The 24058-nt window shown below is 37.7% G+C and carries 17 protein-coding genes; 6 read left to right on the top strand and 11 right to left on the bottom strand.

Annotated features, from left to right (window positions below; translation table 11 throughout):
* Positions 1–73 precede the first annotated feature (73 nt).
* The 4 genes from ACYQ3L_RS24685 to ACYQ3L_RS24670 form a co-directional block, all read right to left on the bottom strand.
* Positions 74–1651, bottom strand: coding sequence for a RagB/SusD family nutrient uptake outer membrane protein (locus ACYQ3L_RS24685; RefSeq protein ID WP_379993603.1), 1578 nt, complete (start codon positions 1649–1651; stop codon positions 74–76).
* Positions 1652–1672: 21 nt separating this feature from the next.
* A complete protein-coding gene (locus ACYQ3L_RS24680; protein ID WP_379993604.1) occupies positions 1673–4687 on the bottom strand; it encodes a SusC/RagA family TonB-linked outer membrane protein in 3015 nt (1004 codons plus the stop codon).
* Between the two features lie 561 nt (positions 4688–5248).
* Positions 5249–6787, bottom strand: coding sequence for an L-type lectin family protein (locus ACYQ3L_RS24675; protein WP_379993605.1), 1539 nt, complete (start codon positions 6785–6787; stop codon positions 5249–5251).
* 7 nt (positions 6788–6794) lie between these two features.
* Complete coding sequence (locus ACYQ3L_RS24670; RefSeq protein WP_459952492.1) at positions 6795–7433, bottom strand: hypothetical protein; 639 nt, start codon at positions 7431–7433, stop codon at positions 6795–6797.
* Between the two features lie 467 nt (positions 7434–7900).
* On the opposite strand from ACYQ3L_RS24670, the gene ACYQ3L_RS24665 reads away from it, so the two are divergent.
* Both ACYQ3L_RS24665 and ACYQ3L_RS24660 read left to right on the top strand, forming a co-directional pair.
* Positions 7901–8860 (top strand): hypothetical protein, encoded by a 960-nt coding sequence (locus ACYQ3L_RS24665; protein ID WP_379993607.1) that lies wholly within the window; start codon positions 7901–7903, stop codon positions 8858–8860.
* A gap of 199 nt (positions 8861–9059) precedes the next feature.
* On the top strand, positions 9060–10019 hold the full coding sequence (locus ACYQ3L_RS24660; RefSeq protein ID WP_379993608.1) for a hypothetical protein: 960 nt from the start codon (positions 9060–9062) through the stop codon (positions 10017–10019).
* 202 nt (positions 10020–10221) lie between these two features.
* Here ACYQ3L_RS24660 and ACYQ3L_RS24655 read toward each other — a convergent pair whose 3' ends face one another.
* From ACYQ3L_RS24655 to ACYQ3L_RS24635, 5 genes are all read right to left on the bottom strand, one after another.
* The gene (locus tag ACYQ3L_RS24655) at positions 10222–10443 is read right to left on the bottom strand and encodes a winged helix-turn-helix domain-containing protein (protein ID WP_379993609.1); all 222 of its coding nucleotides are present in this window, start codon (positions 10441–10443) and stop codon (positions 10222–10224) included.
* A gap of 542 nt (positions 10444–10985) precedes the next feature.
* On the bottom strand, positions 10986–12395 hold the full coding sequence (locus ACYQ3L_RS24650) for an efflux transporter outer membrane subunit (protein WP_379993610.1): 1410 nt from the start codon (positions 12393–12395) through the stop codon (positions 10986–10988).
* A 2-nt stretch (positions 12396–12397) separates the two neighbouring features.
* Positions 12398–15565, bottom strand: a complete 3168-nt coding sequence (locus ACYQ3L_RS24645) for an efflux RND transporter permease subunit (RefSeq protein ID WP_379993611.1) — start codon at positions 15563–15565, stop codon at positions 12398–12400.
* An 82-nt stretch (positions 15566–15647) separates the two neighbouring features.
* Positions 15648–16772, bottom strand: coding sequence for an efflux RND transporter periplasmic adaptor subunit (locus ACYQ3L_RS24640; protein ID WP_379993612.1), 1125 nt, complete (start codon positions 16770–16772; stop codon positions 15648–15650).
* Between the two features lie 6 nt (positions 16773–16778).
* On the bottom strand, positions 16779–17237 hold the full coding sequence (locus tag ACYQ3L_RS24635; RefSeq protein ID WP_379993613.1) for a MarR family winged helix-turn-helix transcriptional regulator: 459 nt from the start codon (positions 17235–17237) through the stop codon (positions 16779–16781).
* Between the two features lie 446 nt (positions 17238–17683).
* Here ACYQ3L_RS24635 and ACYQ3L_RS24630 point away from each other — a divergent pair, with 446 nt between their 5' ends.
* From ACYQ3L_RS24630 to ACYQ3L_RS24615, 4 genes are all read left to right on the top strand, one after another.
* Complete coding sequence (locus ACYQ3L_RS24630; protein ID WP_379993614.1) at positions 17684–18553, top strand: sensor histidine kinase; 870 nt, start codon at positions 17684–17686, stop codon at positions 18551–18553.
* A gap of 13 nt (positions 18554–18566) precedes the next feature.
* Entirely contained in the window at positions 18567–19298 is a 732-nt protein-coding gene (locus ACYQ3L_RS24625) for a LytR/AlgR family response regulator transcription factor (protein ID WP_379993615.1), read from the top strand.
* A gap of 204 nt (positions 19299–19502) precedes the next feature.
* On the top strand, positions 19503–20771 hold the full coding sequence (locus ACYQ3L_RS24620; protein WP_379993616.1) for an MFS transporter: 1269 nt from the start codon (positions 19503–19505) through the stop codon (positions 20769–20771).
* 5 nt (positions 20772–20776) lie between these two features.
* On the top strand, positions 20777–21631 hold the full coding sequence (locus ACYQ3L_RS24615; RefSeq protein WP_379993617.1) for a DUF1932 domain-containing protein: 855 nt from the start codon (positions 20777–20779) through the stop codon (positions 21629–21631).
* Positions 21632–22056: 425 nt separating this feature from the next.
* Here ACYQ3L_RS24615 and ACYQ3L_RS24610 read toward each other — a convergent pair whose 3' ends face one another.
* Positions 22057–22854: a histidine phosphatase family protein gene (locus ACYQ3L_RS24610; protein WP_379993618.1), complete on the bottom strand. Its 798-nt coding sequence runs from the start codon at positions 22852–22854 to the stop codon at positions 22057–22059.
* A 261-nt stretch (positions 22855–23115) separates the two neighbouring features.
* Positions 23116–24045: an endonuclease/exonuclease/phosphatase family protein gene (locus ACYQ3L_RS24605; RefSeq protein WP_379993619.1), complete on the bottom strand. Its 930-nt coding sequence runs from the start codon at positions 24043–24045 to the stop codon at positions 23116–23118.
* Between the last annotated feature and the right edge of the window lie 13 nt (positions 24046–24058).

The following is a 24058-nucleotide window of genomic DNA, read 5'->3' as shown; positions in this document are numbered from 1 at the left end:
CCAAACACAACAGCCCATTAAATATTAATGAGCTATTATTTTTTATTAAGGCACAATATGGATAAATTACAGATTATTGTGTTGGATAACCTTCGTTTTGTTCCAGATTTGGATTGCGTTGCAACTCATCTATAGAAAGAGGCCAAAACAGATCGGAACTACTAAATACGGCACCTGCGCCGTTTGTTGCCCCTATCAGAGGAACATATGTAACTTCACCTTGAGTCGTTTCAGAGATTACAGGAAACATCCCTGTACGTGAGCAATCATCCCAGATTTTAAATTCCAGTGGAAATTCGCGTAAGCGCTCTGTCCAACATTCTTTAATAAAGTCATCATTTGACAAAGCTTGCAGTTCGGTAGAGTATTGAGCAATTGTTTTTCCATTCATGTCAGCGCGGGCTTTGATCTCGGCCAGATATCCGGCAGCTTCAGAAGTCACGCCTTCGGGACTCGCCGCAATAGCTTCAGCAGCAACTAACAAAGCTTCAGCATAGCGAAAGAAATTCCAGTCCTTAGTTGCCCGTCCCGAATTCAGTAAAGCATTTTCATCATAATAATACCAGCATCCGGCACTTTCAGAAGACCATGTCCTCCCGTTATTCGGATTAGTATATGTCCAGTGGAAAAACTGATTAGGCTGAATACGTAAATCGTCTGCTTCATATACATTTAAGAATCTGTCAATCGGTCCATATACTCTTTCAAAAATTGAATATGTTCCAAAAACCGATACAGCTCCAGAAGAGAAAGCATATGTTGGCCACCATCCTCCGGAACTTATACTTTCATCATATTCCTGGGCATAAATTACTTCATCCAGATCATCTATACTGCGTAACTTATTATAAGCGCTTCCCAATGCTAAATCATCATTAGTCTCCAATCTATGAGGAGAACCCGTTACAATCCGGGCAGCATCAGCAGCATCAGAATATTTCTCCTGACGCAGATATACATTTGCTAATGTCATTGCTGCAATGTATTTCGAAATACGGTGTTCGTTCATAGCAAACATAACTTCCGGGAGTGTATTAACAGCTACAGTCAGATCCGCCTCCATCAATGCGTAAATATCTGCAACAGGAGTACGCCCCAATAGCAAATTATCCGTATATGATTCATAAGGTTCTTCGTACATTGGTACATCTCCAAATGTTTTTACCAGATAATAGTAATTAAAAGCCCGGAAGAATTTAGCTTCAGCCACCAATCTGTCTGCGTATGTTTCATCTATTCCGGGAATATCAGGAATATACTTAATCGCACTATTTGAAACATTTATTGCCAGATAACAGTTATCCCAAATATCGTTTAACAGATTAGAAAGTGTACTCAAACTGGTACTCCGTGTAAGCAGGCGGGCATACCTGCATGCTAATTCCTGCCCTTCGTAAGAATTGATAAAATAACCGGTCAACATACCGTCAATGGATGCATTAGGACCTACATAGGCACTACCGGCATTTGACATCCTGCCCTGTGCCCCAACTCTGTACAAAAAGTTTACATTAGCCAAAGCCTGAGCGGGCGTACTATAATATGTATCTTTGACAATTTGTGATTTAGGACTCTCTTCCAAAAAGCTACTACATGCATGAAAAGACAGCATAGTGATATATGCAAATATATATAATATTATTTTTTTCATCTTATTTATTTTTTAAGTTAATCAGAATGTAAGATTGATACCGAATGTAAATGTTCTTGCCCTAGGATATGAGAAAAAAGTCATATTTTGCCCAAACTTATCAGTATCCCCCTGAGATGTACTTTCCGGATCGTATCCTTTAAAATCGCCAGAGGTCACCAGGAATAAATTATTTGCACTTCCATAAACACGTAAGGCTGATACTCCAAGCGACTTACATAATCCCGGAGTGAATGTATAGCCTAATTGTAACATATTGCAACGGAGATAAGAGCCATCGACAACCCATGACGAGTCCACTGTAGTATCTTGTCCGGCATGACCTGAATTACTCAGGTATATCGCTTGTTGCATAGTATTCGGATTTGTTCCGTCATATGCCCCATGCAAAATCTCGGCAAGGCCGTTTGTAATACCAAAACGATCATATGTTGAGTGATAGAATTGTTGCATAGTCTCTACTCCCAATACAAATTGAAAGTCAACAGTCAGATCGAAGTTTTTATATCTGAAGTTGTTGATGAAGCTCCCGGTCCAGTCAGGCGTTCCTTTTCCCAAAATTTCTTTTTCTGTTGAACGTTTTGTTCTACCGACCTGCTCCAGGGTACAGTCTCCGGCATTATAATCTTCTAGTGTATAAACGCCATATCTTCTGTAACCATAGAAACTGTTCATATTTTCTCCTACCCGGATAATACTTTCTGCGCCCCCTACCCATGAATGCTGAAGGATATCTTCATCATTGTCTCCTAGTTTAAGAACTTTATTTTTGTTATAGTTCATATTTAAAGACACATTCCATTCCATGTCATTCGTTCTTACAGGAGTTCCGTTAATCAAAATATCAAATCCCTGGTTCCTTACAGAACCTATATTTCTAAATACCGATTGATACCCCGTAGAGTGAGGGATAGGGGTATCCAGCAACAAATCTGTCGTCTTCTTGGTGTAAAAGGAGACATCAAAGTTCAGACGATCCCTGAATAAACCGAGATCTACTCCTATATCCCATTGTGCTGTCTTTTCCCATTTCAAATCAGGATTTGCAATGTTGCTGATCCATGAATATGGACTACGCGTTCCATTTAATAAGAGTGTACCAGCGGAAACTTTTGCCAAAGAACTATAAGGATTTATTTCGGAGTTTCCTGTAAGCCCGTAACTTGTATGCAGTTTCAGATTGCTAACTGAAGTATTGTTTACTAAAAAATCTTCGTTACTTATATTCCATGCCAGGCCTGCAGAAGGGAAGAAGGCATATTTATTGTTTTCACCAAATTTAGAAGAGCCGTCAATACGTCCTGTAACTGTCGCAGAATAACGATCGTTGAAAGTATAAGCCATACGCAAGAAATAAGAGTTCATAGATTGTTTATTCCAATCAGACTCCGGTGAACCAGGTATTGTACCGGTTGCCATATTGTAATCCTCGTAGAAATCATCGTCAAAACCTTCTGTGTATAGCCTATCGTAATCGTATATAGTTTCAGACCATGAAATACCCGCCATAGCATTGATCCGGTGCTTTTCCAGTACCTTATTGAAGGTCAAATAGGTCTCCTCTTGCCAGTAAAAGGTGTTGCTATGCCATCTTTCAGCTCTTCCGTTTGGCATGGATATATTATTCAAATTAACAGAGGAATACTCTCTGTATTTTACCGCTCTATTATCCAGCCCAAATTGGGTTTTCAGATCCAGTCCGTCCATCAAATGGAATGTCAATGCGGCATTTCCAAATATCTTGGTATTATACAGCATCCGTTTTTGCAGGTCGAGTATCATTGCCGGATTAGACATCCCTTCGAATCCGAATGAATCATTCATCGAAGTAGATGTAGATGTGGTATAATCCCCATTTTTATCATAAATCGGCAACCATGGCAACATCTCTATCATCGTGCGGCGGGCCTCCTGCCCTCCTCCTGTTTCCGGTGTATACCGGCTCCATACATGATTCACCAGGAAATTAACAGAGGTAGATAACCATGGTAATGGCTTGTTGTCATAAGCGACTTTTCCGTTCAAACGTTTAGCATATGTGTTGTTTACAATCCCCTGGTTATCGGAAAAGTTTAAAAATGCCCCCACTGAAGATTTTTCCCCACCTTGCTGAATATTTAACTGATGATTGTGAGAAATTGATGTACGTGTCGCTTCTTTCTGCCAATTCGTGTCATATAAAGGATTGCCGTTTGCATCGAAATAATCTCTGTCCGTAAACCAATCTGTCCGATTCAACGACCAATTCCTTCCTTGGTATTTATTTTCATTTTCCAAACCAATCATGAAAGCGTCTGTCCATTCCTGGGCATTAAGTACATTCATATAGCGGGCTACAGAATTTATACTCATCGAACCTTGATAGCTTACAACCGTCCCCTCGCTTTTGAGACCTCGCTTGGTTGTCACCAGTATGACACCATTAGCCCCCCTTGCCCCATAAATAGCAGCTGCAGAAGCATCCTTTAATACTTCTATACTTTCTATATCATTAGGATTCAATAGGTGAAAATCCGATATAGCCACGCCGTCTACCACGTATAAAGGGTCGGAAGAAGAATTAATTGTAGAGTTACCACGAATAATAACCCGGTTCCCATAGGCTCCAGGCTGGCTGGAGTTGGAAAAAATATTTACCCCGGAAGCCTTACCCCGTAAATTTTCCAATGGGCTAAAGTTTTGGGCTTTTATCATATCAGCCCCTTTAGCTATAGCAATAGAACCTGTTACATCCGATTTTCTCATTGTCCCATAGCCAACAACGACAATTTCGTTGAGTTGTTGGCTATCTTCTATCATTACTACATTAATGGTTGTTCTTCCATTTATTTTTTCTTCATGGGTAAGAAACCCAATGTAAGAGAATTCTAATGAACCATTTGCCTCTACAGACAAAGAGAAATTTCCATCTACATCCGTAACTGTACCATTTGATGTACCTACTTCTTTGATACTAGCGCCAATAAGAGCTTCGCCCAGCTCGTCTTTCACATTTCCGGTAATATTTACTTTTTGAGCAGATAAGCTTATGCTCATAGAGCAAAATATTACCAATGCTAATGCCCTAAAAAGCTTATTTAAAAGCTTCTTTTGATTTTTTTTTCTTGTATCCATGTTAACAATTTTAAAATAAAAATTTATTAGTATTCTTTTTGACAGAGAATTCTTCTTTGTTTTCAATCAGAGGCTATCTTCTGGCTATTTCCGTTTCTTCATAATATTTGATGTATCTTCATAAAAAGTGGACTGAGTTTTTAACTAATCTGTGCAATAGGCATATCACTCTATATCCCTGAGAAGCACTTCTTCTTTTTCGCAGAAAAGTTTTCATGCACTCTCAGCCCTGATTATTATAGAGTTGCCTGTTATTTAAACGTTGAAAAGAGCGTAATAACAATATTCGTCACCAGAGAGACTTATATATCGTTTATCATCTGCCTGAAAGAAATACTGCATCAATTCCTTCATCTCAGACTTCGAGAGAGATTTAAGTGTTCGGCTTAGGCGTAGTAATACATTCAGGTATTATATAAAGGTTAAGGCTTTTTTTCTGAGATAATTTCCACTTTTTGAATCTAAAAACATTCTATTCTATATTTAATTTACCAAAGGAGTCACCATTCTATTAGAGATAATAGTCTGGAAAGTAGATACATTCACATTTACTACAGCAGGTGGAGACCGATAAGCCTCATCGTCGTATGGTTCCCCGATTTCATCTTTTGATTTAATACTATATCTGACAGCAGCCAACCCAATAAAATCACGAGCCGATGTAAAAGTGAGTTTTCCTTCCTGAAAATTAAACAACCAATTACCCTCTGCAGTATCATAAACAGTCATATCATCGACAACTACTCCCAAAAATTCCCCACTATCGTCACAAAAACGGAATGAATTTGGGTTCAGGTGCTCTTTATCTCCGATCTGCGTTTTTGTTATCTGCCCGCTATATCCGATATCGTTATCCAAAACATCAATAACAACAGGCTCCATCCGGGTCGTAGAGGCATAATCATCATAAGCTTCGGCCGAGGAAGGCAGAGATATTTTTAATTCCCTGAGTAAATGAATATCTGTTTCTCCTCCTGTACTGGCAGCAAAGCCAATACGTAAATACATCGGAATAGTTGCATCCAGGATAGTAGGTGTGCTTTCCGGATATACAGAACCACCGATAATGTTATCCCCTTCTAAATCATAGGCATTTTCAGCATATTCAACAAATCTTCTATACGGATAGTCGTTAATAACGATTGTCTCCGTTTCTCCATGCTGAATTGTGACTGATATTTCAAAGCCTTCATTAGAGTCCAAAGGGTAGATTTCAATAATAGCTCTCCTATAATCAGATTGATCTTCTCCTCTTAGATTGAAGTCCCCTCTATATGTATTTATGGAAGAATAGCCTCCTATACCGTTAAGCTGCCACCCTTCATTATTATTCAAGGTTGGCTGACTTATCAATACAGGGTAGCCCATATAGCCGTCGTCCATCCCGGCAATAGACGCAAAGTCTGCCACTTGCGTAGCTCCACCTCTGGCTCCACGTAGAGTTACATTACTGATGTATCTATCCCCTAAATCTCCGGAAATGTCAGGAATCCCATTTATCCGGGAGTCTCCCTGCCAAAACCTATTCTTGAAATTTCCGTAAGAATCCAGTGCTATACCCAGATATGCACCACTCAGTCCTGTTGCCCTGTTTACTGCATAATAGGAATTTGTTCTATTATAAGTATACCCTAGAGCTGAACCGATGCTTCCAATAACAGGATTGTTTATGCCTGCATCAAAGAAAAATACACACATTCCATCAGCACCACTACCACCATACATCAGATATTCAAACTCTATTCGGATGCCTTGTATCGACTGGAATTGATGATCTCCGATAAAAACTGCACCGAACCTACCGGTTTCGTTTGAGGTCAAACGCAGTCCCTCCGATGTAAACGTAGCATCGTTCTGTATCTGAGAATTCTGCGGTGTTACTATATCTATTTCCTCAGGCTGCGTTTCTGTTCTAAAACTTTGAGAATAAGGAAAATCACCATAATTCTGCGCCTGACCTAATTGACAAGTAAAAAACAGTACGACAATTATGATGCAACCAACTATATATTTATCATCCATAACATTATTATTTTAAAACGAATATAATGTTGATTAAAGAGTAAGCCGAGACAGCCTGCTTTATATTATACACCAGTATTCCGGAATCTGACAAAGATATTATCTCAAAGACATCTGTATCATAAACAGTTATATAGTAATAGAGATCGTTGGCAGCAGGCATATGTGGTATACTTGGAGGAGCATCAGAACTTTTCATCATCGGATTTTCAAATTGATCTCTATAAAGTTCATAAAGGTTTTTAGTAAAACCTTCGCCGGTTAATGATGTATCAAAAACCACAGAAGGCATGTAAAACCAGTTGGTAAAAAGAGAGCTTACCTTTTCCCACTTTTCCCCTGTATTATAGTATACCCCCCGCCCTACAAAACCATTTTCTCCGATATTATAGACAAACATACCTTCCTTGTGTTCTGTAAGCGGGGAGGGACTATCAATATCACTTAACTGTACTCTTGGCAATAAAAGACCTTTGGTCGAATTACCATTATCATCTTCTTTTAAATCTAAAAGAGCATTCTCATCAGGAGGAATCCCCGAACCAATAGTAACCTGCGCTTGTATATATAAGACCAGGCCCAATAGAACAGATAAAATAATAGCTCTCACTGCTATCCGGGAATGTTTTAAATTTATATATCTCATTTTATCTTCATTTTAAGTTATGATTGAATAGGATCAGATATTAACTCATTTTCAATAATATTGTAAATTCATAACAAGAACTGTTCGCTCTTTTTTAGTTTCAAAAGTATCTATTACTCTCAATTTTCATGTTCCAATTTTCACCCTTCTTCAGAATACATTTTCTTTTAAAAGAAGAAGGAACTCCTTATTTTCAATATTCAGAAAAAAAAGATTCGTTATCAGTATAATTTGTAATTTCAGGAAGAACGTCCGGAAACTTATTTGCTATTTGCAATAAACACTGCTGAGTAATAAACTAATTTTGGATAGCTAATTTCCTTTGCACTTAGTTGCATTTTTATCAACCTTTACCTCCCGGCATCGGGGAGTATTAGATATTTTTCGTATAAATTCACAAATTTAGAAATGGAATAATGGGAACCTCAATTTAATTTATATCTTTGGTATACCTATATATTATGTATATGGAAACACATGATTATAACAAGACTTTACTTGAGGCAGTAAGAGCTAAACTGCCCGCAGACATTAATCCAGTGTGGTTTGTTATGGATATCTTATCTATCGGAAAAGAAGCTGCTTATCGGCGTTTACGCGGAGAAGTATGTCTTAGCTTACAGGAAGCTGTACTCTTATCAAAAAAATTGGGAATCTCATTAGACGAAGTAACCGGAAACAATGATGAAAAAATCCAGCATCTACACATGCGTCTGGCTGAATTTGAGAACCCGGATGAGAATGATTACCGCATCCTCCAGGAATACATAGACATGCTTTTCAGTTCTCGCATGGATACTTTTTCTCATATAACTATATCTACTAATACTTTCCCGCAACAGATCTATCTGGGTTATAAGAGTTTACTAAATTTCTTCCTATTTAAATGGATTTACCATAACAAATCTGGACGGGGAAAGGCATATCACCAAGTGAAGATACCCAGCCGGATGCAACAGATTTTCAATGATTCGCTGCATGCATATAGACAATTTGCTTCGACCTGTTTTATTTTTGATAAACAAATCGGACAATCCTTAGTTACAGATCTGAAACATTTTGTCTCTATCGGATTAATAAGAGAAGAGGATAAAGAAAATATCCGCAGAGAAGCGTATCTTATGCTTAATTATATGGAGCAGGTCTGTATTGATGGAGTATATGAGAATGGAAATAAAGTCCAGATATACATCTCAGATATAAGCTTCGAACGGTCTTATTACAACCTCAAAATCCATGAGAATTATCTCAGCATCATTGAAGCCTGTATCCTCAACGGCGTAGCTTCTACGAATAAAACCAGCTATCTGAAAATGGAAGACTGGATCGATTCCCGGCGCAGGCTTTCTACTTTGATTACCCAGAGTGGAGAATTTCAACGTATTGAATTTTTCTCCTCGCTGCGTAAACTATTAGATGAGTTGTGATTTAGGTTTTTGGTCCAAAAGGTTCTTATCTCATGCTATTCTACACATTATTCAAAAATTCTAAATGATAATTCATAGTTCCCATATTGTTGACATGTTAGCAGATATGGCGTACTACGGAAATAAAGGCATTTTCTGTTTTGGAATACTTTCCGTAACAAGATTTATTTTCTAATACCATTTGTAACAAAATTCAAGTATGAAAACATATAATTACGACAAGGCTTTACTCGATGCTGTCAAAGCCCGGGTTCCATCAGAAGTCAATCCTGTATTTGTTATCATGAATGTGCTGTCCATAGGCAAGGAAGCTGCTTACCGCCGCCTACGCGGAGAAGTCCCGTTTAGTCTGAAAGAAGCGGCTCTATTGGCCAATGAGCTGGATTTTTCACTTGGCGAAGTTGTAAATACATCTCCAGACAAAAGATTTAATTACAGTATACACTTAGTTGATTTCGAAACGCCCAGTCCTAAAGATTATAAGATTTTAGAGGCCTATTTAGATGATGTCCGCCAGGGAAGCAAGGACCCTTTCTCTCAGTTAGCCATTACGTCGAACAGATTTCCTCAACAATTGTATTTACGTTACAAGAACATTACCCGGTTTGCCCTTTTCAAATGGATATACGAAAGTGGATTACGGGAGGCCAAAGCCTACCACGACGTAAAGATTGAAGAACGTATGCAAGAGATTTTCCGGGCTTCACGGGAAGCCCACATGCAGATACGAAACGCCTATTATGTCTTCGACAGGCAGCTGTGCTGGGCGCTGACGCATGAGCTGAAATACTTCGTATCCATAAAATTATTAAGGGAATGCGACGCAAGGGTTATCATGGGAGAAGTTCACAAGCTTTTGGATTATATGGAACAGCTTTCAATCACCGGCAAATATGAGAATGGAAATGATGTATATATGTATGTTTCGAATACACAGTTTGACAAGGCATTCTATAACTTAAAAGCTGGCCAGTATCATCTCAGTGTTATCCAGGCCTGCGTCTTAAATGGTCTGGCCTGCACAGAGAAAAGCTGCTATTATGAAATGAATAGCTGGATTCATTCACGCCGACGCATTTCTACACTAATTTCCTGTAGCGGAGAGCCGAAACGTATCTTATTTTTTAAGGATTTGCATCATCAATTGGACGAATTCTAATATACCAGAATAGCAATAAAAGAAACCAAGAAGAAAGTGCCTAAACTGATAAAGCAATTCCTTCTTGGGATCAGAACTAAAAAACTACAAAACCCTCTTATTTTAAATATCTATCTATAGTGTTACATCCTGACAATTATTTCATTATTTATAAATAATTCAACAAAATAAATCAGAGAATAGACTTAACAGTTGATCCGTATTAATAATATATTTCCGTTATAGTATTTCTTGATTGGAAATATAAAATTCCAAATCTATCCTCGATATTGATCCTGTCTTCCTTAACCAGATATCCTATAGACATAAATATAATAGTATCCCTGCAGTGAGTATGTTCTCCAATCTGTCTAAGGGTCATCTGCCCTCTTTCACATAAGAGCTCCCATATATTTTCAGCATTACTCCTGATGAAATTTTCCATTTGTTCTTGAGTTATATACATAATTGTCTTTACCGTGTTTATATTACTACAACAACGAGAGACTCGTTTGTAATAAGGAATCCTTATTGTGATTTCTTCCGAGCTACTGACTACAAAACTAGCCTATTATTTTCTACCGGCCGTTTCAATATGCATTTATTCCGGAATATCTTTTTCGCATCACGAAAATCGGTAAAAAAGGCGTATCAGTTTTTGGTATACAGATAAGCTCATTACTGCAAGAGAGAAATCGTTCAAAAAAATTATTGAGACGCTTCGAGAAAGTGAATTGTCCTATAAAAGTGATTTTCCGAAACCGAGGAGTTCCAGAAAAGAATCCCGCAAAATCACTTCGCAGGATTTCTAATAATAACATTAACAATGCAAAATCACAGACAAACATAAATTTTTAATATTTCCAGTTACGGGTAACTAAAGAAACTCATTTCCGGACATTAGCCTATTACCCCTATTTTCTTACTTCTTTATTCTTCTGTTAAGCTTTTGAAATGATATAATCCGAAATAAGGACTGACGCCAATTTATTCAGTTCCCCCTCCTAATGCCTTATATAAAACTACGGTACATTGTAATTGTTCCAGTTTATCATTGACCTGACTTATCAACGCGGATAAAAGATTTTGTTTGGCAGTAAGCACCTCTGTATAATTTGCATCCCCTGCTTTTAAGAGCTCTTGAGTGAAATAAACAGATCGTTGGCCGGTTTCGACTTGTAACTCTCTTGCTTTTTGTTTTTTCAGTAAAGATTCGAAAGTATATAAAACATCCGTAACTTCCTGTGCGGCAATCAAAACTGTTTGTTCAAAAATTAACAAAGCTTCTTGTTGTTGCGCTTTGGCTATCTTCAGGCTTCCAACCAGTTGCTTTCTCGCAAAAAGAGGCTGCGTCAATCCCCCGATTATATTTGCGAAAATATTTCCAGGATTGAAAAAATTAGATAATGTATTATTAGTAACATAACCTATCGATGATGAACTGAGGGTTAGAGACGGATAAAAGCTTGCTTGCGCAGCATTGGTAAGTTCAAAGGCTGAGCGGAAAGATAATTCCGCTTGTTGTACATCCGGACGTTTTGCCAACATTTGAACCGGAACCCCATATTGTAATCTGCTAGGATATTGCTGGTTATATATACTTGACCGTTCTATTTTCTCAGATTTCCTCCCAAGTAAAGTATTGATCGAGTTTTCCATTTGTCTGATTTGACTTTCCAGATCAGGAATAGAGGCCTGTGTACTGTATAAAAGGAATTTGCTTTGCTCTACTGCGGCTCCATTTTGCAATCCGGCCTTTTTAAGAGCTTCCATCGTTTCTACATTTTCTTCTAAAAGATCCACTGTTTCTTTCATAATAGCAAGTTGTTCATCTAAAGCAAGTAAGGAGTAATACGACAAGGCTACATTCGCAATCAATGATGTCTGAATCAGATTCTTATAAGCATAGCTATTCAAAAATTGAGCATATTTCGATCTGGATTGCCTGTTAAGTTTTCCCCAGATATCCAGTTCCCAACTTACCGATACACCTAAAGAATAGTCTGTAGAATGGTAACCGAGTACCTTTTCGCCATTACTCCCGTTACTGAAGCGGGATTGGTCTACTTGTCCGGCTAACGATATGTCGGGGAAATATGCTGCTTTAGCCATACTCAGGTTCGCTTCGGCTTGTTGTATGCGGGTATAGGCTATCTGTAAATCATGGTTTTTCTTTATTCCTTCATCTATCAAAAGGATCAAAAACGAATCTGTAAAATACTCTTTCCATGGAATACCGGTTATGGTAGTTGTATCGGAAGACGTCATTTCTCCGTATAAATTATCACTATCTATTTCAGGAACTTTGTATTTATTCATTACCTGACAGGCAGGAAGACCTGTCAGGATCATAAATCCTAATAAAGTAATATTCTTTATATATTTATATCTACTCATAATTATCTCCTGTTTTGTTGTGCAATAAATTCATCGTTTGAATTTACTATGCCCGATTTGCTAAACCTGTCTTGAATAGTTTGAAATATAATATAAAGGGAAGGTATAACCAACACCCCGACTAGGGTACCAATGAACATACCTCCGATAGCACTGATACCTATCGAGCGATTGCCGATTGCTCCTGCACCTGAGGAAACAGCCAATGGTAAAAGTCCGAAAATGAAGGCAAAAGAAGTCATTAAAATAGGGCGTAAACGGGCTTCAGCTCCATTTATAGCTGCATCTACGACACTCATACCCTGTTGGCGACGCTGAATAGCGTATTCGACAATCAGTATCGCATTTTTTGCCAATAATCCGATTAACATAATAAGGGATATCTGTACATAAATATTGTTCGTTATTCCCTGGCTCAATCCGAATACAGAGAGGAAAATGAATACACCCGATAGTCCCACGGGCAGAGAAAAGATTACAGCCAAAGGCAATATATAACTTTCGTACAACGCAGCTAATAACAAGTAAACAAAGATTAAGCACAGGCCAAATATCAATATTGTCTGGCTACCGGCATTTGCTTCCTCTCGTGTCATATCCGAATATTCGTAGCTGTATCCTGTTGGCAGACTTTGCTCTTTTACTTCTTCAATAGCTTTGATGACATCACCGGTGCTGTATCCTGCCGAATAATCCGGTATAACGGTTAGTTCCATAGAAGAATACAGATTAAAACGCGTACGGGTTTCCGGACCGGTAATGTCACTTACCGTCAGAAAACTTGTTACCGGAGCCATCTCCCCGCTTGCTGTTTTCACAAATATTCCGTCCAGATCATCAATTTTGGATCTATATTCGGGTGCCGCCTGCACCATTACCCTGTACTGCTTCCCATATAGATTAAAATTTGATATATATTGGCTGCCGATATATGCCTGTAAAGTACCCATCACATCATTTAGCGTAATACCTGCATCCTTGATTTTAGTCATATTGACGTCTAATTGTTTTTGAGGGAAATTAGGGTTAAAGGTGGTCATTGCCATCATTACCTCTTTCCGATGATTCATTTCTTCAATAAAATCATTCGTAACATTGTAAAATTCATATATATCCCCTCCTGTGCGATCTTGTAGATTTACTGTTACCCCGTTACTCAAACCAAATCCCTGAATAGTAGGTGTACCGAAAAACATAAAGGTAGCATTCTCGATAAAACTTGTTTTCTGTGTTAGTATTGCAGCAACTTCATTTACTGTTATTTTCCGGTTGTCCCAATGAGTTATACTTAACATAACCGATCCATACGAACTGGCATTACCACTCATGAAACTTATCCCGGTGATGCCGCCTAAGTGTTCTATTTCAGGAATTTCACTCGCTAATTCCAGAACTGCATTTACAACCGAATCTGTCCTCTCCAAAGAAGATCCGGGTGGTAATGTTATGCTGCCCATAAGTCTTCCGCTATCTTCTTGTGGTACAAATCCGGTAGGCATTACTTTCATTAAACCGAACAAAATACAGGTACAGACCAAAATAATCGAAACAGTAATCCATCGGTGCCTCTTTTCTCCCAGAAAGACAAGTGTTTTTCTATATTTTGCAGTTGATATATTAAATCCGATATTGAAAAAATAATAGAAACGTCTGATAAAGCCTCCTTTGAGGGAAGTTTCATCATTTGGCTTTAGAAATAATGCACACAATGCAGGACTTAACGTCAATGCGTTAACAGCAGAAATACTAATCGCGATCGCTAATGTCAAACCAAACTGTTTATAGAAGATGCCGCTTGTTCCCCCGATAAAACTAACAGGAATAAATACCGAAGCCATAACCAAAGTAATAGAGATAATAGCCGGAGCTATCTCCCCCATTGCCTTAATTGCCGCATCTTTTGGGTCTTTTATCCTATTTTCGAGTTCAGAATGCACTGCTTCTACAACAACAATGGCGTCATCAACAACAATCCCGATAGCTAACAAAAGTGCGAACAAAGTAAGCAGGTTGATGGAAAACCCCATCAACCATAGGAAGAAAAATGTTCCTATAATAGCTACCGGAACAGCTATAGCCGGAATAATAGTAGAACGTAGATCCTGAAGAAATATAAAAACAACTAAGAAGACCAGTAAGAAGGCCTCGATTAAAGTTGTAATAACTTTACTAATTGACGCATTTAAAAAATCACTGATATCTACTAAATAAGTTAATTTCAGTCCCGGCGGAAATTCTGATATGGCTTTCTCCAATTCTGCTTTTACATTCGTAAGCACCTCTTGGGCATTCGACCCGGGTGTTTGGTTAATGCGTACCATTACTGCCGGATTACCATCTGTAGACGTAGACGTATTGTATTGTAATCCACCCAATTCTACCGTAGCTACATCACTTAGAAGCACTATTCTTCCTTCATTCGAACGAACGATTACATTCTCAAATTCATTTACAGAGGAGAGTCGCCCTGTATATTTGAGTGTATATTGGAATGCCTGATTACTATTTTCTCCCAATTGTCCGGGGGCCGCTTCTATATTTTGGTCGCTTAAAGCGCTGATCAGTTCATCTGTCGATATTTTATAGGAAGCCATTATATCCGGTTTCAGCCAGATGCGCATAGAATATTCCCTCGACCCGTAAGCAGAGACATTTCCTACACCATAAACACGTTTTATCTGAGGGATGATATTGATGCTGGCATAGTTTTCTATAAACGTAGCATCATATGCCGGATTTTCAGATGAAAGTGACATCATCAGTATATTGCTGGTCTGTTGTTTCCTCACCGTTACCCCAGTTTGGATTACTTCGGCCGGAAGTTGCGATGATGCCTGATTTATCAGATTCTGAACGTTTACACTTGCCATATCAGGATTTATCCCTTGTTTGAAATAAACCGTTATATTAGCGGAACCTGTCTCGGCCGAAGATGTCATATAGGTCATTCCTTCCACTCCGTTGATGGCTTCTTCTAATGGAATAATAACACTATTCATAATCACATCAGCATTTGCACCGCTGTAAGTTGCCTCAACCCTTACCGTAGGAGGCGCAATATCAGGATATTGTTCTATCGGCAGCATGTTGAGTCCGATCATACCCAAAACAACTATAATGATGGATATTACAGTGGATAATACAGGACGCTCTATAAATGTTTTCAACATATCTTCTTGTTTTTATAGTTGTTAAACCTCAGATATCCTGTCAAACAGAATATATAATCTATACCTTTTGACCGTTATTTGATTAATAAGAAGCTGTCAAGCTTTCTTTGATCAATATCTTCATTCCGTTTCGAAGTGTTGCTATTCCATCGTACACGATTGTATCACCATCGGATAATCCATTTGTTACTGCGTAATTCTGTCCATCCGGTGTAGACTGAACAGATATAACCTGCTGTTTTACTGAATCATTTTCCAGTTTATAAACCAATACTTTATCCTGCTGGCTGAATGTCGCTTTTTGTGGTATTATAAAAATATCATTAAGCGTTTTTGGTATAACTATTTTTCCGCTTGTCCCACTCCTCAATTTTCCTGATTGGTTAGGGAATTCTGCTCGAAAATTAGCTGTACCGGTGGTTATATCTACCGTTCCTGTTATAGTTTCTATTCTCCCTTTTTCGCTATATTCGGAATCATCGGATAAGATTAATGTGACAGGAGGTATATTTTTTATTTTCTCAGACTGGGTATTACCCTCCACTCCTTTAAGGAAATCCATCAATTTACGTTCATTTAATGAAAAATAAGCATATACGTTTCCGGTATTAGCTATTGTCGTTAAAATATTATTACTATTAACCAAGCTTCCTTTGCGATAAGGGATAACGCCAACAACTCCATCTACAGGACTGGTTACTGTCACCCAACTGATCGTAGCCCGTGCATTTTTCAGGGTTGCTTTAGCTTGTTCCAAAGAGGCTAATGCCGTTTCGTAAGCATTTTCATATGTCTGTAATTGTACCTCACTTACAATTTCTTTTTCTGCCAAAGGGCGATAGCGGTTAACATTTACCTCAGCCGTATTCACCTGGGCTTTAGCACTGTTCACTGAAGCTTTGGCCGAAGTCAATGCCTGTTCTGATGAAGGAGAGTTTATTTTGAATAATAGCTGTCCGGCCCTAACCACAGAACCTTCATCTACATATATAGCCTCAATAAACCCATCCACACGCGGTTTTATTTCTATATCTTCCTGCCCTCTGATCGTGGCCGGATATACAGATTGCATATCGGCATCCTGCCTGTTCAAAACCATCACAGGATACTTAAGAACCTCTCCACTCCGACCTGTTGTATTACTGTTTCCACATGAAGCAAAGATTAGCAGCACAATTGCCCCAATAAAAATTATTTTTGTTTTCATTATTATCTAATTATTAAAATTATTCAGTTCCCGGGATAGTGATAGTAGTTGAATTGTAAGATTCTCTTTATCAATATTACGGTAGAGGTTGTCACAGCAATTCGCCATTTTAACAAATGCTGTCTTGTAAAGATTTTTCCCATTATCCGTCAGCCCAATATATATCACGCGGTTATCTATTCTTCCCCGTACACGTGTAATCACACATCCTTTTTCCAGATTGCGGAGAATGGTAGAGGTCGTCATCGGGTCAATCCCTGTTTCTTCTGACAAGTTTACCTGTATAATATCCCTTCCGGATGCGCTCATATCATATAGTGACTCCAGAATTTCAAATTGGGAGCCTGTAAGTCCAAATTCATCTAATATCTGTTTTTTGCTTCTTGACCAAAGTTTCAGAACATGACTGATCAATGTATCGATATTTATATTTTCCATGCCGGATGTAGCCCTATTCTTTTCCATATCTCATAAATTGCATTTGTAAATACTTTTATTTTCAAAAATGGAAATTATGAACTATTCCTACATCTCAAAAAAAAAATCAATGAACAGAAAAACTTTCTATACGAAACACTTATAAAGATTCAATTATATAGTTTTATAGATAAAATCTGGTCATATTTCCATTTGTGAAAGGTTTCAGTACTTTAATAGGTATTATCAGGTTATTGATTGAATATATTTGTTTCTTTATCATTATCGCTATTACCTTTATACTGAGTCTTATAACTTTATATTGATTTATGAATAGGATATTAAACCATATACGATCTTCAAAAGAACTTCAATTAATAATTGTTTGGACAGCCGTATTTGTCATGTCATTAATACATATGTTATGGGCAGGGGTAGTATTAGCTCTAATAATAACTTTTATAACAATAGTAAGCCTGTTGATAATATATTTAATGACACAGAGGATACTTGTTCCCGTATTATTGATAAAAGGAAAAAAAGAAAAATACATTATTTTTTCATTTATTCTACTTGTATCATTAGCTTACATTTGTAGCTTATTAGAAATCTATACATTTCAATATTTTGAAGTGGAATCCAAAGATGGATCTCATTTTATTTTTGCTTTGGCAAAATTTCTGGCATTATCTATCCTGACATTTGCCATATCAAACATAATTTTCTTCTCTAAAAAAACGGTAGAAGACAAGAAACAAAAAGAAAAGTTTCTTTTAGAAAAAAGGATGTTGGAAATGAGGGTACTTAAGTCTCAAATCAACTCTCATTTTATTTTCAATGCCCTGAATAATATCTATTCCATGGTTTATTTTAAAGATGAATATACATCGGGCTACGTATTAAAATTAGCACAGATGATGCGTTATGTGATGGATGATTGTGAAACGGAATTTACTCCATTGGCTAAAGAAATTGAATATATAGGAAACTACATTGACTTTCAGAAGTTGAGGTTTGAGAACGATAAGAATATCGTTTTTACTTACAATGTAAAAGATAATGCCAGTATTTCTGTTCCTCCTATGCTTTTCCAGCCCTTAGTGGAAAACTGTTTCAAGTATGCACCTCTCGAAGTCGATCCCAAAAGCTATGTGTACATCGATCTGGAAGCAGATAATAAACAAATCCGGTTTACATCGAAAAACAACCAGCCTGTTCTTAAAAATAATATATCAGCAAAAAGAATGGGAATAGGAATTAAAAATGTAAAAAGGCGTTTATTTCTTTATTATGGAGATAGTTATTCCATAGATATTTTGGATTGTACTGATCATTTTAAAGTCGAATTGTTAATCCGTTTATAAAATAAAATTGATTATGGCCGAGATATTAAAAGTCCTTCTTGTAGATGATGAGTTTCACGCCCGGAAACTGTTATCGGAATATATATCGAAGTTACCTTTTCTTGAGATAGCAGGAATAAGTTTAAATATATTCGAAGCGATGAATATATTCAAGGAAGAAAAGATAGATATTTTATTATTAGACATTCAGATGCCTGAAATCTCAGGATTGGAGTTTGCCCGGAGTTTAAAGAATCCTCCATCAATTATATTTACGACTGCATATTCGGAATACGCAGTTGAAAGCTACGAACTGGATGTAGTCGACTATCTATTAAAACCTATTGCTTTTCCACGTTTTTTGCAGGCGATAAATAAAGTGATCGAGAAAAGGAATAGAATTCATAATACATATCAGGTTGCTCAAACTTCTGCACGAGCTGAAGAGATAGAAGACAATAGTATAGCTATGAAAAGCGGACATAAGTATTATAAGATAAATTATACAGACCTGTTGTATATAGAAGGTCAAATGGAGTATGTTACTCTTCATACTGTCAAAGAGAAAATTATGGTTCTTGCATCATTGAAAGGTTTAGAGGAAAGACTACCTGTGAATAAATTTATAAGAATACATAAGTCATATATTGTATCAGTCAAACATCTGGAGCTAATTGATAAGAATTTTCTTCATATTGCCGGAAAAAAATTACCTATAGGAAGAAGTTTCAAAGAAGAACTTCTGCGAAGATTAGAGAAAATGTAGAATAGAATAAAAGCCTTCCTTCTTGAGAAGTTTTGCATGAATAATTGTTTCAGAATACTTCAGTTTTGCGAATGGCGCACATTCACCTAATCAACCTGTTTAATCAGCATTGTGCGTATATACAATTTATATTTTGAATTAGGTATATCTGTAAACTATATATGGTGTTTACATAAACGCTATATATACAAACTAATATTTTAAATGAAAAAGTTATTAACAAGAGTCTATTTCGGTTATTATGTCGTTCTGACAAGTTTTGTGATGCTGGCCGTACGCGCCGGAGTCGGTATGCAAACATTAGGATTCATCATAGAACCTATGCAAAATGAAATGAAATGGAGCACGACTGGTATTACTTTCAGCCTGACATTCCAGTTAATAGTCGCAGCAGTTCTAGCTCCGTATATAGGGAAAAGGCTGGATGTTTTCGGCGCAAGAAACATCCTGACCACCGGCTTGGTTGCAAACGGCGTCATGCTTGTATTGATGGCCTATGTTCAACAATTGTGGCAACTGACTTTAATGATAGGACTTTTGGGAGGCATCTCGCAAGCATGTATAGGTAACTCTCTGGTTATGCCATTCATATCTAAATGGTTTCATGAAAATCGCGGGACAATGATGGGTATCGTATCTTCAGGGGCAAATCTGGGAGCAGCCATCCTTGCTCCGGTAGTTGTGTTATTGATGAACAGCACGGATAACTGGCGTTCGACCTGGTTTCTTATCGGATGGCTACCGATTATTATCTCTCCTTTCGTCTATTTTATCTTAAGGAAAAATTCAAAAACGGAAAAGGGGAGTACAGATAAGCTAACTTCTTCGGCTCCTCTACCACTACAAAAAAAATCTCCGGAAATCTCTTTTACAGTTAAAGAGACTTTGAAAACACCTGTGTTCTGGCTACTTATAATTGCATGGAATCTTGCAGATTTTGTTATGAAAGGAGCATTACTTAACCGAATCCCGTTCTCTTTGGAAATGGGATATGAAATTACAGATGCTGCGGGCATTGTAGTCGTATACGGCATCATGGCAATTATTGGGAAAATAGGCGCAGGATGGTTTTCGGATCGTATTTCGCCCAATATGCTGGCTGCTCTTCTGAGCTTGTTTCAAACTTCAGCCTTGATCATCTTTGTTTACGGAGCAAATAAGACAGCTTTATATTTAGCTTATTCTATCATTAGCGGGTTAAGCAGCGGCGGTATTATCGCTCTTATGCCGATCATTCTAGCCAAATACTACGGGAGCAAGTTTCAGGGTGCCATAAGCGGTATTACCAATCCTTTATTGTTGTTTGCAGCTTTGGGAGGGCCGTTGTCCGCGTCAGTAATACAGGACATTACGGGAAGTTACAAAAACGGCTTTATCCTATACATGTTCCTTTCCGTTGCTACCGTTATCTTATTTGTCTTTTTGAAAAAGCCGGGATATTCCGGTGATAATTATAAATCTGAAAAAGTATAAAAGAAATGAAAACAATTGCAATCTTATATCCGGGAGAGATGGGATCTGCTATAGCAAGCTGCCTAATCGAACATGGATACCATGTGGTTACTTACCTTGAAGGGCGCAGTGAGCAGACCATATATAATGCTGAAAAATACCATCTCCGAAATATAGAATCTTTGCCCGAATTGATATCCTTGGCCGATGCTGTTCTTTCAATTGTACCACCTCATGCCGTCATACCCGTGGTAGAACAACATATCCGGGCAGTTATGGAAACGGGAATAAAGACGCCATTTATCGACATGAATGCCAAATCGCTAGAAACAGCCCAAGTCATTGCAGCCAAAATGGACTTGGCGCAAATCCCTTTTACAAATGCATGTATCATCGGAGAATCTCAACGGATACAGGAAACCGGGCATATTTATACAAGCGGAGTTAGGTCGGAACTTCTTTCTGTAATATTAAAGGGGTCCATACAGGAAACCTATCTGGGAGATCAGGTGGTGAAAGCGACACAAATGAAAATGTGCTTCACCGGCTTTAATAAAATAATTACCGCATCTATTTTCGAAATGGCATTGGCTGCCAATCATTACGGGCTTTTCGATACTCTCTTCGGAGAAGTAAATACAAAATTACCTGGAATTATGTCTGAACTGGGAAGGCTTATCCCCTCATACTCCAAACATATAAAACGTCGTACTGAAGAAATGGAAGAACTCTCTAAAATGCTCTCTGCATCGGGGACACAGTCTTATATGGCCGAAGCCAGTGCAAAAACATATGCTGAAATCGTTTCGAAAGAATACTTTAAAAAGGAAAAAGCGTCCACAGCTGATAACGTCTGGGATTTTTTGAAATTATTGCATTGAACAGCAAACTCAATTCAAAACTTATTACATCGTCAATTCATTTCAATCAGTCAAGAAAAAGTAATTGAAGATTTTATTGAAAAAGAACTTAAGAACATTCAATAATATCTTTTTATTAACATGGAAAAACAGTATACGGAACCTGGTGCAAAATGGAATCAGTTTGAGGTTTCCGGTAATGCTAAACTCTTCTTTTAACAACACTCAGAAAGATGCATAAATCCTGATTAATCCATTGATAATTCAGCATCTCAAAGCTACACCTTGTCGATTTATGCATCACAAAGCAATAAACCCGGCTATCAGCCGGGTTTATTTATATCCAGGAATACCAAATGAAGTGGTATAATCTTTCATCTCAAATTCATTAAAAAAATGTTGGGATAATGCATCTAACACATATCCCAACATTTTCTTGCGTTTAATTATTTCCCTGAAACCAATTTACCCTTTTCTATATAGCTCATATCACCAAATGACTCCAATTTAAATTTACCATATTTGTAAGTTACTTTACATACAGCTGCATTCCCCATATGTCCGGCATCCGGTTTCTTTCCATAGCTATCAAGATCTGAAAGAAAGATTCCAATAGACATACCATGACCTACAAGCAGAATATTTCCGCCACCATTTGCAGCCTCTTTTTCCGCTATTTCGCGGATAGCTTTTTGCCCCCGGGCTTTTACCTCATTGTAGTCCTCTCCTATTCCCAGTGTTTCCAACGCTTTGAATGAATCCACCATATCTTTTAGTAATGCCGGATTTTTCTCCATAGCAGCCATCATTTCTTTGTAAGACTTGTAGTGTAAGTACAGAGCTGCGTCATTCCACATTTTAGGATTGAATTCGCCTTCGTAACTGCCAAAGTTAGTTTCGCGTACTCCCGGTACTTCAGTCACTACCATATCTTTCTGGCCTTTAGCATCCAATACTATACGGGCTGTTTGACGGGCGCGCCCCAAGTCGCTGGAATATGCGGCTTTGAACTGAATGTTTTCTTCTTTCAGACCTGCACCTAAATATTCAGCAACTTCTACCCCTGCCGGAGTAAGGGGAGTATCGGCCCAACCCTGCACACGGTCCATTGTATTCAATATCGTTTTACCATGACGGGTAAAATAGAACGTAACTGTATTATCTTTCGTTCCTCCTTTTTGTGCAAAAGAGAATGGCATAATGCCTAATAAGACAACTAATAGAAATAATTTACATTTTTTCATAATATGTATTTTTATTTTCTTAATAATTCTCCGGTTTTTAATATGAGGGTGTGTCAAAAGTATTTTTCACTTTCTTTTTGTCATGTTGAACGGAGTGAATTGCAAATCGCCGAAGCGAAGGCGAGGCAAACATCTCGTTTCTCAGGATGACAAAGAGGGTAGCACATTGATAGTGCTGTTCCCCTTTTGACACTCCTTCATTTTTATAGAATTGTTTTGTGTATTGCCGCATTGCAGCTATAAGGTCTGAAAAAGTCTTTCCTATTTCTTAAATATTAGCAACACAGGATAATGATCAGAATAAATATCAGTAAAATCATCTTTTATGATATCACACTTTACAATATCATTCTTCATATTAGCACTCACATAGAGATAGTCGTAGCGAAGAGGGAACGTCGACTGATCATAGAATAATTTAGTTGGGGCAGATGGCACAAATTGCGGATGAGATACTTTGAATGCATCAATAAATCCGAAATCCAATATCTTCTGTTGTATTGTATAATCCAACTCATCATCCTTCCCCAGATTTTTATTATGTGGTCTTTTCTTTCTGTCTTCCCTGATAAAATCGCGCAATAAGTTATTGTCATATCCGCTCTTATCCAGTGGGGACACTGAATTCAGGTCACCCATAAACAACCATTTCCAATCAGCAGGTTTCGATTTTACAGTTGCCAGTATCTGGTCAACTTCATAACCTCTCTTCTCCGATGAAAAAGGATGAAAGTGTGTCACTACAAAATGATGTCCTTCGATTTCGGCAGTGAGGAATCCATGAGAAGCATTTTCTACAACACGGGTTACATTCACAATCGGATATTTGGAAGTAATAGCGACCGGAAAACTGACTGATCCATCCGGAGCCGGTTCCCTTACTATAAATACATAAGGATGACCATAACTTTCTGCAAATTTCTGCAAATTATCAGGATTGGACCCTTTAGGAGCAAATTCAGGATTTTGTTGTGTAAACCCGTTCATTTCCTGTAACGCCAGAATATCCGGGTCCTGCTGTTTTATCCATTTTGCGAACCGGGATTTATTCTCTGTACTATCCTGCCTCATACCCCAGTAAACATTATAACTGATTAGTTTAAATGTTTTTCCTTCCTGAGCTAACGCATATGAAGGAATAAGAATACCAGCAGACAAAAGCATTAATATTTTTAGTATTATCTTTCTCATAATATGCTATTTA

Source organism: Dysgonomonas termitidis, assembly GCF_054657735.1.
The sequence above is the reverse complement of the archived record's forward strand: the minus strand, read 5'-3'. Positions and strand labels throughout refer to the sequence as shown.

Coding starts and splice junctions, on each gene's coding strand:
- ACYQ3L_RS24680 (WP_379993604.1), bottom strand. CDS start 4,687: ATGAGCATAAGCTTATCTGCTCAAAAAGTAAATATTACCGGAAATGTG.
- ACYQ3L_RS24685 (WP_379993603.1), bottom strand. CDS start 1,651: ATGAAAAAAATAATATTATATATATTTGCATATATCACTATGCTGTCT.
- ACYQ3L_RS24635 (WP_379993613.1), bottom strand. CDS start 17,237: ATGGAAAAGAATAGGGCTACATCCGGCATGGAAAATATAAATATCGAT.
- ACYQ3L_RS24655 (WP_379993609.1), bottom strand. CDS start 10,443: ATGGAAAATTTCATCAGGAGTAATGCTGAAAATATATGGGAGCTCTTA.
- ACYQ3L_RS24665 (WP_379993607.1), top strand. CDS start 7,901: ATGGAAACACATGATTATAACAAGACTTTACTTGAGGCAGTAAGAGCT.
- ACYQ3L_RS24640 (WP_379993612.1), bottom strand. CDS start 16,772: ATGAAAACAAAAATAATTTTTATTGGGGCAATTGTGCTGCTAATCTTT.
- ACYQ3L_RS24625 (WP_379993615.1), top strand. CDS start 18,567: ATGGCCGAGATATTAAAAGTCCTTCTTGTAGATGATGAGTTTCACGCC.
- ACYQ3L_RS24645 (WP_379993611.1), bottom strand. CDS start 15,565: ATGTTGAAAACATTTATAGAGCGTCCTGTATTATCCACTGTAATATCC.
- ACYQ3L_RS24670 (WP_459952492.1), bottom strand. CDS start 7,433: ATGAGATATATAAATTTAAAACATTCCCGGATAGCAGTGAGAGCTATT.
- ACYQ3L_RS24630 (WP_379993614.1), top strand. CDS start 17,684: ATGACACAGAGGATACTTGTTCCCGTATTATTGATAAAAGGAAAAAAA.
- ACYQ3L_RS24675 (WP_379993605.1), bottom strand. CDS start 6,787: ATGGATGATAAATATATAGTTGGTTGCATCATAATTGTCGTACTGTTT.
- ACYQ3L_RS24605 (WP_379993619.1), bottom strand. CDS start 24,045: ATGAGAAAGATAATACTAAAAATATTAATGCTTTTGTCTGCTGGTATT.
- ACYQ3L_RS24615 (WP_379993617.1), top strand. CDS start 20,777: ATGAAAACAATTGCAATCTTATATCCGGGAGAGATGGGATCTGCTATA.
- ACYQ3L_RS24660 (WP_379993608.1), top strand. CDS start 9,060: ATGAAAACATATAATTACGACAAGGCTTTACTCGATGCTGTCAAAGCC.
- ACYQ3L_RS24610 (WP_379993618.1), bottom strand. CDS start 22,854: ATGAAAAAATGTAAATTATTTCTATTAGTTGTCTTATTAGGCATTATG.
- ACYQ3L_RS24650 (WP_379993610.1), bottom strand. CDS start 12,395: ATGAGTAGATATAAATATATAAAGAATATTACTTTATTAGGATTTATG.
- ACYQ3L_RS24620 (WP_379993616.1), top strand. CDS start 19,503: ATGAAAAAGTTATTAACAAGAGTCTATTTCGGTTATTATGTCGTTCTG.